Raw genomic sequence first — 12,155 nt, forward strand, 5'->3', positions numbered from 1 at the left:
TATAAATGGGTTAAGTCGATTTCTTAAACAACAAAGAATCTATGTGATGAGTTTGACTTTATGGCGAATAAAAATAATCCATCCGTAGTGATTGGTCAGCAAGTCAGACTCACTGAACTGGCGGGTTGTGAAGAATGCGATGCAATATATCGCAGGGTTGAGCTTGCATCAGGTGAACGGGCATATTGCACCTGTTGTGGTGCGGAGTTATATCGTCGAAGTCGATCTTTTTCATCTTTGCTTGCCTTGGTCATTACCGCTTTGATTGTTTTTGTGATTGCCAATAGTTTTCCCATCGTCATTGTTGAGCTACAGGGCAATACCTCTCAGACCACTTTAATCGGTGCTGCATGGACCATGTTTCATATTGATCGTGCATTGGTCGGGGTGCTGATTCTGATTACAACTTTTATTGTGCCTTTGGTTGAGCTGTTATTACTGAGCTATGTACTTTTCTTTATTAGTGTGTTGAAGGTCAGGCCTCAATTTTTGACTTTGACACTGAGAGCTTTATTTCTGTTTCGGACATGGGGCATGGTTGAGGTTTTTTTAATTGGTGTACTGGTAACTTTGGTCAAACTTGTGGGAATGGTCACCGTTATTCCTGGTGTTGCACTTTGGGCATTTACATTATTGAGCGTGCTTTTGGTCTATATCGCTTCGGTCAAGATTAAAGATATCTGGGATGAAGTTGATCGGAGTCTTGGATGAAGCAAAAACACGACCATGACACCGAGATTGGTTCAATTGTAGAACACCTTTCCGATGTTGATTTACAGATCAAAAATTATGTCAGGGCAAAACAGGTTGGGCTCATTCAATGTCACTGCTGTGGATTACTGAATGCTGTAGCGAGTCACGCAGATCAGCACAATCATACTCAATGTTCAAGATGTAAAAGTACCTTGCACTCACGCAAACCACAAAGTTTAAATCGTACTTTTGCTTTGGTGGTCGCTGCAGCAATTTTATATATACCAGCCAATGTACTCCCCATGACGGTAACAGATTCTTTGTTGGGGCGTCAGCAAGATACCATTATTAGTGGTGTGATCTATTTTTGGCAAAATAGTGATTATCTGGTGTCTGTGGTTATTTTTATGGCCAGTATTTTTATCCCGATTTTAAAATTATTGATTCTGATTTTTTTATTAATTTCAGTCTACATGCAGTCATCTTCGAGATGGCATTTTACCCCTGAACAATGTGCGCTGATGTATCGTATTGTTGAATTTATTGGGCGGTGGTCGATGATTGATGTCTTTGTGGTTGCATTGCTGACTGCATTGATTCAAATTCAATCATTAGCCACTATTTTGGCAGGGCCTGGCGCAGTTGCTTTTGGTGCTGTAGTGGTGTTGACCATGTTTGCTTCACTCAGTTTTGATCCAAGAATTATTTGGGACAATTATTTCAAGGCGCGTCACGCGAATGCGCAACAATCAAATCATTTGAAAGGAACGGCAATTCATCAATTAAAAAGTTAAGATTGACGATGAGCCTTATTTTTGACCTATAAAAGAAAGATCACTATGTCAGAAAATACCCCGAATAGCCAAGATTCTGAAGAAAACACTACGGTGGTAACGCAGAACGATGCAATCTTCGACGAGCCTGAAAAAAAGAAGGGACGTTGGAGACCTGCGCTGATTTGGCTGGTTCCATTTGTTGCGCTTTTAATCGCACTTTCGCTTGCAGCAAAAGCGGTTTTGGATACAGGTCCAACCATTGAAGTGTCTTTCCGAACAGCAGAAGGCTTGGTTGCAGGGAAAACCACGGTACGTTATAAGCAGGTTGATATTGGTTTGGTTCGACAAATTGATCTTTCGGATGACCGATCTCATGTCATTGCCAAAATCGAATTACGTAAAGATGCCAGTAATTTTGCTGCCAAAGATTCGCGTTTTTGGGTGGTGAGACCGCGAGTAGGAACGGGTGGTATTTCGGGTATTGATACCTTACTCTCAGGGGCATACATTGAAGTCGATGGTGGGAAGGCTGAACAGAAGCAAGAGAATTTTACTGGGCTTGAAGTTCCACCTGTAGTGTCATCGGATATACCAGGCAAGGTCTTTTTCTTAAAAGCACAGGACTTGGGGTCACTTGATGTTGGCGTGCCGATTTACTATCGCAGAATTAATGTCGGGCAGATTACAGCGTATAAATTAGCAGCTGATGGGAAAAGTGTTGAACTACAAACCTTTATCCAATCTCCTTACGATAAGTTCGTAACCACAGATGCGCGTTTTTGGCAGGCCAGTGGGGTTGATGTGACCTTAAATGCATCAGGATTTAATCTGGATACGCAATCACTGGCCAGTATTATTGCGGGTGGTATTGCCTTTGGTTATCCAGAAAATTCTGCTGGAGCAATTGCACCAGACAATAGTTATTTTACTTTATCAGACTCTCGCAAAGAGGCGATGAAGGAGCCTGATGGTAAGCCGCGTCCAATTATTATGTACTTTGATCATTCACTTCGTGGTTTAACCGCGGGTGCACCAATTGACTTTATGGGCATTGAGATTGGTAATGTCAAAGCAATCAACGTCGAATTTGATCAGTCTTATACGCATTTAAGAATGCGCGTGGATGCAGTGATTTATCCATCGCGTTTAGCGCATGGCAAAGAACTTGATCCAGATGGCGAAATTTTTAAATACTTTATCGAGAGAGGTTGGCGTGCGCAGATGCGGACAGGTAATTTATTAACAGGTCAGAACTATATTGCCTTTGATAAGTTTCCAAAAGCCAAAGCCGCGTCTTTAATCACGAGACCAGATGGACGTGTTGAAGTACCAACCACGGCAACAGAGTTGAGTGGCTTACAGGCACAAGTGTCCCAAATCGCGGATAAAGTGAGTAAGTTCCCACTCGAAGAAATTGGACAAGATGTTCGTAAGACGCTTAATAATATGAACACCACCATTGAGTCGACTGATAAACTGGTGAAACAGTTAGATGGCAAAGTTGCACCTGGCTTACAAGCGACGCTGAATGATGTGCGTAAAACCATGCAATCGAGTGAATCCATCTTATCCAGTGATGCACCGATGCAGCAGGATGTGCGTAAAGCATTGCAGCAAATGACTCGAGCTGCGGCATCTTTACAATTAATGGCTGATTATATTGAACAGCATCCTGAATCATTGATTCGGGGTAAAAAAGCAGAGGCAAACAAATGATAAGAACAATCATCGCTAAACATTCATCTGCTGTAGCAGGAGTGCTCAGTAGCGTGAGCATCTTATCTGCTGCGGTGTTACTCACAGCTTGTTCGGGTTCACCCACACCGAATTATTACACCTTGGCAAGCAAAGTTTCTCCATTGCCAAGTTCAAAAGTCAGGGTCATTGAAGTATTGCCTGTTGGATTACCAGATCGTATCAATCGTGCGTCTATCGTGATACAGGATGCAGCAGGTAAATCTAAAATCATGGAAAACGAGCGTTGGACGTCCACGCTTGGAGCTGAATTAAGAGATAACCTGTCTGCTGGCCTACAGCAAAAACTTGGTGCGGTTGATCGTTATAACAGCGGTATGGTGGGTGGCAAGGTGTCTTATCGTGTCGCAACTGATTTTTCACATTTTGATATCATTAATACATCCGATATCGTGAACAAAAATGTTGAAGTTTCTGTTGCGTGGATCATTAAGCGTAATGATCCAAATATTACCTTAGATCAGAACTCAACCCAAAATCAGCAGTTGGCTTGCCGTATGACGTTTACTCAGCCAGTATCAGGTAAGAACAATCAGATACAAGACATTGTGAGTGGTGCGAGTAGTTCATTGAGCCGAGTTATTGATGCAATGGCACTGTCAATTGTGTCCTTAGATGCAAAAAACTCACCTAACATAAATGGGGTAATTTGTTCATAATTTGAATAAAAAGTGGTCAGATTGATCACTTTTGTTCTGTTCAGGTTTTATTGTTTATTCAGACATCACAGTTTAATGTTGTTTTAAGTTGCTCTCTTTAATTTACCAGCTAATACGAACACCTCATTTCGTCTTTGGCTAAATCAAAACATTAAAGAGAGCATAAAAATGAATCAATGTGTGATGAGCGCAAAAAATATTATTCGTGGTAAGCACCACCCAGAATTTTTACAGCATGAAGTCCTTGCTGATATTTTTATTGAAACAGCACAAACATTTCCTGAAAAAGTCGCCCTGATTGAAGCTGAACGAACGTTGAGCTATGGCGAGTTATATCAACAAGCTTTATTGATGGCACAGCATCTGACGCTGAAAGGAATCAAAGCGGGTGATATTGTTGGTTTATGGCTACCTCGTGGTATTGAGTTATTAAAATCTCAGTTAGCGATTTGTCTGAGTGGAGCAGCTTGGTTACCGTTTGATATGGATACGCCCGCAGACCGAATCACCGTCTGTCTTGAAGATGCTGCGGCAGTGGGGATGATTACCAGTGATGAATGGTATGAACACTTACAAGAAGTCCCACAAACGAAATGGACCAATACTGAATTACAGCGACCACTGCATGAGACTGTGGAATTAGCCAAAACCTCACCTGAACAGCCTGCCTATATTATTTATACCTCGGGTTCGACAGGAAAGCCGAAAGGGATTGTAATTACCCAGAAGAATATCTGTCATTTCCTACGTAGTGAAAACAGTATTTTAGGGATTCAAGAGCAGGATAAGGTCTATCAAGGTTTCTCGGTTGCTTTTGATATGTCCTTTGAAGAAATCTGGTTGTCTTACCTCGTCGGTGCAAGCTTGTGGATTGCACCAAAGTCCTTAGTCAGTGATCCAGAGCGACTTTGTCAAACGCTGAAACAGCAACAGATTACCGTATTACATGCTGTGCCGACTTTACTGGCTTTATTTCCTGAAGATGTCCCGAATTTGCGCATCATCAATCTGGGCGGGGAGATGTGCCCTGATTCATTGGTGGAACGTTGGGCCTTACCACACCATCAAATGTTTAATACCTATGGACCGACCGAAACCACGGTCACTGCCAGTCTGGAACTGTTGCAGCGTGGCAAACCGGTCACCATCGGCAAGCCCTTACCCAACTATGGTATGTTGGTCATTAATGCGGAAAGAGAATTATTGGCACAAGGTGAAACAGGGGAACTGTGTATCTTTGGCCCCAGTGTAGCTCCAGGCTATCTTGGACGCCCTGATCTGACTGCAGATAAATTTATTGAGAATCCTTGGGCAAATAATGAGGATGAAATCAGCTTGTACCGCACAGGCGACTTGGCCAAAATTGATGAATTTGGTCAGGTGCATTGTTTAGGTCGTGCCGATGATCAGGTTAAAATCCGAGGCTTCCGAGTTGAACTCGGTGAAATTGAAGCAGCGCTATGCGATCTGGATGGAATTGGTACGGCGGCAGTCATCCTAAGGGCGGAAGATGGTATTGATCAGCTGATTGCCTTCATTGCACCTGAGTTGGAGGCAAAACAAAGCATAGAGGTTAAACAGCTTCGACATCATTTGAGCCAACGCTTACCGCCATATATGGTGCCTAATCGTTTTGAAATTATTGAGGAAGTACCACGACTATTATCTGGAAAAATTGATCGTAAAGCATTGAAGGCTCGCCCATTAACCAGTGTGATTGACCGAAGTGAATCTGACCAGCCACAGAATGAAGCTGAACAGATTTTATTTGAGATTCTAGGTCGTTTATTTCCGAATATCCCAATGAAGTTAGACTCAGATTTCTTTGATGATCTCGGAGGCCATTCCTTACTCGCTGCGGTATTGATCTCAAATTTACGTGAACACCCTCAATATAGCCATCTGACCATTCAAAGCTTATATCAGGCCAGAAAAGTCGGCGCGATTGCAGCTTTAATGTTAGAACAACCTGAATCCTCCTTATTTGATCGGCAGATTGGACAAGATAATCCACGTAATCAGGCTTATAAATGGCTGTGTGGGATTGCACAGGCGGTGACGATCCCTGTATTGATCTCGATCAATATTCTGCAATGGTTGGCACCATTTTTTACCTATCACTATTTCACAGGCGGCACACGAGACAGTATTCCTTATGCGATTGTGCTGTCGTTATTGGTTTATATCAGTGTGATTATTGCCAGTTTTGCAGTTTCAATTACGGTAAAACGTTTACTGATGTTAGGGGTGGGCGCAGGTCGTTATCCATTATGGGGAATGACCTATTTCCGTTGGTGGTTAGCTGATCGGATCACCAGTATTTCACCTGTATATCTACTCTCTGGTTCAACCTTACTGAATTTATATCTCAAAGCACTTGGGGCAAAAATTGGGCATGATGTCACGATTAGCTCAGTGCATATCCGGATGCCATCGTTGTTACAGATTGAAGATGGGGTCAGTATTGGTTCCAATGTAAATCTGGAAAATGCCAAGGTTGAGCACGGACATCTCGTATTGGGTTCAATCCAACTCAAAAAAGACAGTTATGTGGGCTCTTATGCAGTATTGGAAGAAAATACCGTGTTAGAACCGCAAGCGCATGTCAATGCTTTAACCTCAATTGAATATGGCACGACGGTACCCGCAGGTGAAATTTGGGACGGAACACCAGCGAAAAAAATAGGCCATATTGATGAGTTGGAATCATTAGCTGCACGACCAAAATTATCTTTAGTGCGCAAATTTTCTGAATATGGCTATTACAGTGTCAGTGCTTTAATCATTGCCTGTTTGTTCTTTATTCCGATTTTCCCAAGTTTCTTGTTAGTGGATTGGTTAGATGTCAATGTGTTTAATATTGATCCGAATAACCATATTCAAACCGCACTGTATTATTTCATCCTTGCCATTCCTGCCAGTGCCATGATGATGGTCATTACCGCATTGATTTCATCGGCTATACGTAAGATTGTATTACCACGTTTAGAGACAGGCACTTATGCCATACATGGTGGTACTTATTATCGTAAATGGTTCGCAGCTCAGATTTTAGAGACCAGTTTACAGACTTTACATGGTTTGTTCGCCACCATATATGCTCCGACATGGTTTCGTATGTTGGGCGCAAAGGTAGGTAAAAATACAGAAATTTCGACTGCCACAGGTGTAATTCCTGAAATGCTGACACTAGGTGAAGAAAGTTTTATTGCAGATGCGGTGATGCTCGGTGATGAAGAAATTAAAGGCGGCTGGATGTCGTTGAAATTGACTCAAATTGGCAATCGTAGCTTTGTTGGGAATAGTGCCTATATCGCGGATGGTACGGTATTACCGGATAATGTTTTGATTGGTGTGCAATCAAAAACGCCAGATAACCGAGAAATGTATTCAGGTCAGACATGGTTCGGTTCGCCACCTTTATTGTTGCCAGCGCGTGAAGCAGCAGCGCAATATCCAGATCATCTTACCTTTAAACCAAGTATCAAACGCCGTTTTATGCGAGGCTTGATTGAGGGTTTACGTATTGTATTACCGACAGCACTCGCCATTGGTGTAGGTTATATGATTGTTTTAGAAGTGATTGATGTCATTAATGACTATAGTATTGCGATGGGGCTATTGGCTTTAACTATGGCTGGATTGTTATACGGCGTGGGTTGTTTTGTCATCGTGACCGTATTGAAATGGGCTTTAATTGGACGTTATCAACCACGTTCAGCACCGATGTGGACCATGTTCGTTTGGCTCAGTGAAGGCATTACCAGTCTCTATGAATCTGTTGCGATTCCGAACTTCTTGAATTATTTAAGAGGGACACCGATGTTGCCATTCTTTTTACGCCTATTAGGAGTGAAAATTGGTAAAGATGTCTATCTGGATACGGCTGATATTACTGAGTTTGACTGTGTGAAGATTGGAGACCGTGCAGAATTTAACAGCTTCTCTGGGCCACAAACGCATTTATTTGAAGACCGCATCATGAAAATTGGTCAAGTCAATATCGGCAGTGATGTGGTAGTGAATTCGCGTAGTATCATTTTATACAATGCCAATGTGGCTGATCATGCGGTATTAGGTCCACTGACATTGGTAATGAAAGGAGAGAATATTCCTGCAAAGTCAGCATGGATTGGCTCACCTGCAGTACCTTGGAAACATAGCTAATCATTTATAAGTGATTACTAAAAGGGATAAGAAAATAATTTTTCTTATCCCTTTTCTATATGTGTAACGAAGAGGATTAGCGAAAGATTTAATGTGTTGTTGAAGCAGGTTTGGATTTAAAAAACACTAAACAAACAAGGATAAAAGCCAATAATACAAAAGAAGCACCGAATCGGCTTAAATCCAATCCGCCGTGATCAAGGGGTTTATCTAAGAAGTCACCTAAGACCGCACCGAGAGGTCTGGTTAAAACAAAAGCCGACCAAAATAAAAATGTTCTAGAGATCTTGGTCCAATAATACAAGACAATCAAGATAAGCAATAATGAACCAAAGATCAGGGCAGCCCCTGTATAACCTAGTCCTTGGGTATCTGCTGTCCAGTCACCAAGCGCTGTTCCTAGGGTTTGAGAGAACATAATGGTGACCCAGTAAAAGGCTTCGGTCTTTGCAGACTGGACACTGTTCACCGCAATATTGCCACAGCTCCAATACCAGATCGCAAGCGAGCTAAGCAGTAGGATGAGTAAAATAATACTCCCTCCGAGATAGCCTATGCCTAGAGAGCGATCGACATAATCAGCAATGGTGGTTCCCAGTGTTGTGGTTGAGATAATGGTTGCCCAATATAAAAAGGGTTTGTACTCTTTGGCTTTCATTTGCAGTGAAACAAAGCCAATAAAAATAATAGAAAAAATACATGTACTTAAGATATAGCCCAGATTGAGCGACATTGATAAAGCATCACCAGCCGTTTCACCGAGTGTTGTTGCTGCAATTTTTATAATCCAGAACAGCAATGTCACTTCAGGCACTTTGCTTAATACTTCGGGTAGCCTATTTTTGTTATCCATAATTCACTCCAATTTGAGGGTAGATCAAATTTAGGATTTTTTTATTAATAGCGACTTAAAACTAAATTGTAATTTTGTTTGGTTTTTAAGGGGATTTAATTTTATTTTAAGCTGATATTTTTATATTTGCATCGTCAAACCATCATGGAACGATTGACGATGTCAATTGAAACTATCGATATCAGCTTATTTAATTGGATTAACTCGGCTGCAACTCAAAATCCTATTTTAGATAAAGCTGCATTATTCGCATCACATAATTTAATTGCAGTATTATTTGTATTTTTAATTGCTTCATTGTTTTTTAAGGATAAGAAATATCGAGTGCAGTTTATCAAGATGCTCATTACCATCGTTGCTTCATTACTCGTGACTCAGATCATTCATGCGGTCTACTACCATCCACGTCCTTTTGACATGGGAATCGGGCACATCCTGACAGGGCATGGTTCATCTTCTTCATTTCCAAGCCAGCATACCTTGACAGTAGCAACGATTGCATTTTCATATCTACTGTCTGGTTATCGAAAAATTGGTAGTGCAGCATTGCTATTGGCTTTAATTGTAGGTTGGTCCAGAATTTATATTGGTGTTCATTTCCCTTTCGATGTACTTGGATCATTTGTGATTGCTTTTATACTGGTATTAGGGATGAATGTAATATTTAAGGAGTTTATTTTTAAAGTTAAAAAAACAGTTCCCATATCTGTTGTGGATTAAGATTTTTTTAATTTTAGTGTGATTTTATTTCATTTAAATATTCTAATTTGATATTAAAATAAAGCCTATCCATTTATAAAGATAGGCTTTATTTATTTTAATTGTACTTAATATCTGTTTTTAAGACTCATCTGATCGGGCGGTTAATTGTCCTTCTGCAGTGAGTTGTTCAGCCATTTCTTTGGTTTTTCTTAAGCCTGGCATACGGTATTCGGTATGACCATAATCTTGAATAGATTTCCAACGACCACCCCAAGTTAAACCAACGGATTCAGCAACTTGCCCATAGAGTTGATAACCACGCATTGCCCAAGGGTCACGTTCTGAGATAACGACTTTACCGTTGCGTTTAAAAGCAACATCGGCAGCTAAACCAAATTGGTGATAGCTTTGATAACCTTTGGCACGGGTTGTATTTGGATTCCCTGCAAGCATATTTTGGCGGCTTGGGCTGCGGTAACCTTCAAGTAACACCAACTCATAACCGTGCTGTTCTTTCATGATTTTGAATACCATCAGTAGGCGTTGCTTATAGCGAGGATTAATTTTGTCCCATTTACGATCAACCATGGATACATCAAAACTACCATGTGAATGTGTAAGTGGAATCTCAATTTGAGATGCATTAATACTCGGATCTGTTGGATGCTGGGCTTGATAGGCCTGTTCAAGACGAGTTGCTTCGACAATCGCATCTTCAATCAAGTTGGCATCGACTTCTGGTGGTGGGCTCAGCATTTCACCATTAAGTAGCGTATAAATCTGCGGATCTGTTTCTTTTAAATACTCAGCTTCAATTCGTGTGGAATTGATCGGGCGGGTAAACGCAAAAATCAGGATGCTGGCGAATAAAAAGAAACCTGCAATTAAAATCCACCATTGTTGTAAGTGCCAATGCGATTGTAATTTTTCTGGCGAGGCCGCTTGATGCATATTCTCTGCAAACTGCATCGCATTGGCAATTTTCTTTTTGCCACTTGGAAGTAATGATTGCAACAACTGCTTGCATTTATAACGCAGCTCATATGACATGAGCAGGGTTAATCCGATCGCGACAGCGACAAAGCAGAAGAAGATGATAAAAATCATTGTTTACTTGAGTTCATTCACAGCAAAAGGTTTTTGTGTCACTTTAATTTGTACAGTTGCTTCGGGTGCTTCCGCTTCTACCTCAGGTGTTTTAGCAGGCGCTGTAGTCTTTGTTGTTTGAGGAGCAGTTTTAACCACTTTATTTGTTGCCGCAGGGACTGCTTCATTCTTCCCTGAAACAGGTTTGGTTGGCGCTACAACTTGTGTGGATTTTGCATTTGGCTCATTGGCAAAAGGGGAAACGTGCTGTCCAGTCGGTGTTGGTGCAGCTGCTGGAGGTGTGCGTTGGAAGAATTTATTTAAATCATTACTACCGGGTTGAGTGAAATTATTATCCTCTACCGATTCGGCTGTTTCATGATGACTAGCTGTCGTTTCCTCTGAGCTTTGAGTTGTCGTTTTGGTATTATGGGCTTGAGCAGGATTATTTTCTTCTACAGCTTGCTCTGGTTGCGTTGTAGCTGTATTGGTTCTACTCGAGTCGGTAACAAATAAGAGAAAGAAAACCAGTGCTGCAAAGATAACTCCTGAAAGAAATCCAATCAGTAAATAAATGACAGGCGATAAGGTTTTTTTCTTATTGGTCTGTAATATGCGTAAAGAAGTTGCTCTTTCCTGAGTCATACGTTATCAACTAAGGCAAATGGATGGTGATATGTGCTTCTTCAGCAGGTGCTGAAATCACATTTTGATATGGGTTTAAAGTATTCTGGTTTTGCTTTGATAACATGAACTTAAGGCCAGCAAAGGTCAGTGCAGCAAACATGAGTAAGAAGATCAGAATCCAGAAAAAAGGGAGTTCATGATGAATAATATGTTTAATTTGATCTGGAATTGCTGCAAATGGAGAAAAAGCTGCTTTTTTCCCTTTGAGATAATCAATCTCATCACCAACACGAGCCACGAGGTGATTTAGACTTTCTACAGATTCCAGACGGTATTTGCCCTGAAAACCGAGTAAGAGACAGTAGTGGAAAACCTCAAGTGATGCTAGGCGGTCTTTGCCACGACTGCGCAGTTGTTCCAAGATTTCAAAAAAACGATAACCCGCCAGTTGAGAGCCAAACAGGCTCAATTGCAATGGGCTGATAAGCCATGAATTCTGTAAGTTAAAATAGGCAGCATCCTGTTGCGTCGCAATGGTTTCATCAATCAAGGCACAAAATGCATATTTGGCGTCGTGAATATCATCAGCAGAAAATTGTAAGCGTTTGGCTTGTTGCTCAAATCGGTTCAATAAATCGACAATTTTTTCACGAAAATCAGTTGGATTTGCAGGTATATAGCGATTGCGAAGTAAAAAAACCAGATAGAACCCATCATGTAATAGATCAATCAAGTTAGTCGCTTGCACTTTATTTTGTGGTTGGTCAGACGTAGGGAAGCCTGAACCAATTTTTCCATCATCAAATAAAGAGGGGATGCCTGTTGGTTGAGTCATTG

General features: G+C 41.2%; 10 protein-coding genes. 6 read left to right on the forward strand and 4 right to left on the reverse strand.

The window, feature by feature from the left end:
- The first annotated feature begins 60 nt into the window (after positions 1-60).
- From F885_RS04035 to posA, 5 genes are all read left to right on the forward strand, one after another.
- Positions 61-711 (forward strand): paraquat-inducible protein A, encoded by a 651-nt coding sequence (locus tag F885_RS04035; RefSeq protein ID WP_005321826.1) that lies wholly within the window; start codon positions 61-63, stop codon positions 709-711.
- Complete coding sequence (locus F885_RS04030; protein ID WP_005321827.1) at positions 708-1,487, forward strand: paraquat-inducible protein A; 780 nt, start codon at positions 708-710, stop codon at positions 1,485-1,487. Before F885_RS04035 ends, F885_RS04030 begins: the two co-directional genes overlap by 4 nt.
- Positions 1,488-1,526: 39 nt before the next feature.
- Positions 1,527-3,185 (forward strand): PqiB family protein, encoded by a 1,659-nt coding sequence (locus tag F885_RS04025; protein WP_164467921.1) that lies wholly within the window; start codon positions 1,527-1,529, stop codon positions 3,183-3,185.
- Positions 3,182-3,883, forward strand: a complete 702-nt coding sequence (locus tag F885_RS04020) for a PqiC family protein (RefSeq protein ID WP_005321833.1) — start codon at positions 3,182-3,184, stop codon at positions 3,881-3,883. The genes F885_RS04025 and F885_RS04020 overlap by 4 nt, the downstream gene beginning before the upstream one ends.
- A gap of 168 nt (positions 3,884-4,051) precedes the next feature.
- Positions 4,052-8,050 (forward strand): delta-poly-L-ornithine synthetase PosA, encoded by a 3,999-nt coding sequence (posA, locus tag F885_RS04015; protein WP_005321835.1) that lies wholly within the window; start codon positions 4,052-4,054, stop codon positions 8,048-8,050.
- An 88-nt stretch (positions 8,051-8,138) separates the two neighbouring features.
- On the opposite strand, the gene F885_RS04010 is transcribed toward posA, so the two are convergent.
- On the reverse strand, positions 8,139-8,903 hold the full coding sequence (locus tag F885_RS04010) for a COG4705 family protein (protein WP_005321837.1): 765 nt from the start codon (positions 8,901-8,903) through the stop codon (positions 8,139-8,141).
- A 159-nt stretch (positions 8,904-9,062) separates the two neighbouring features.
- Between F885_RS04010 and F885_RS04005 the strand changes: the two genes are divergently transcribed.
- On the forward strand, positions 9,063-9,623 hold the full coding sequence (locus F885_RS04005; protein WP_004805509.1) for an undecaprenyl-diphosphatase: 561 nt from the start codon (positions 9,063-9,065) through the stop codon (positions 9,621-9,623).
- 120 nt (positions 9,624-9,743) lie between these two features.
- On the opposite strand, the gene F885_RS04000 is transcribed toward F885_RS04005, so the two are convergent.
- The 3 genes from F885_RS04000 to icmH are packed head-to-tail and all read right to left on the reverse strand — an operon-like array spanning position 9,744 to position 12,153.
- Positions 9,744-10,712 carry a M15 family metallopeptidase gene (locus tag F885_RS04000; RefSeq protein ID WP_005205122.1) on the reverse strand — a complete coding sequence of 323 codons (969 nt, stop codon included), beginning with the start codon at positions 10,710-10,712 and terminating at the stop codon, positions 9,744-9,746.
- A 3-nt stretch (positions 10,713-10,715) separates the two neighbouring features.
- The gene (locus tag F885_RS03995; protein WP_005321840.1) at positions 10,716-11,336 is read right to left on the reverse strand and encodes a hypothetical protein; all 621 of its coding nucleotides are present in this window, start codon (positions 11,334-11,336) and stop codon (positions 10,716-10,718) included.
- A gap of 10 nt (positions 11,337-11,346) precedes the next feature.
- A complete protein-coding gene (gene icmH / locus F885_RS03990; RefSeq protein WP_005321841.1) occupies positions 11,347-12,153 on the reverse strand; it encodes a type IVB secretion system protein IcmH/DotU in 807 nt (268 codons plus the stop codon).
- Positions 12,154-12,155 lie beyond the last annotated feature (2 nt).

The sequence above is a fragment of the Acinetobacter higginsii genome (assembly GCF_000369845.1).
Lineage (GTDB): Bacteria > Pseudomonadota > Gammaproteobacteria > Pseudomonadales > Moraxellaceae > Acinetobacter > Acinetobacter higginsii.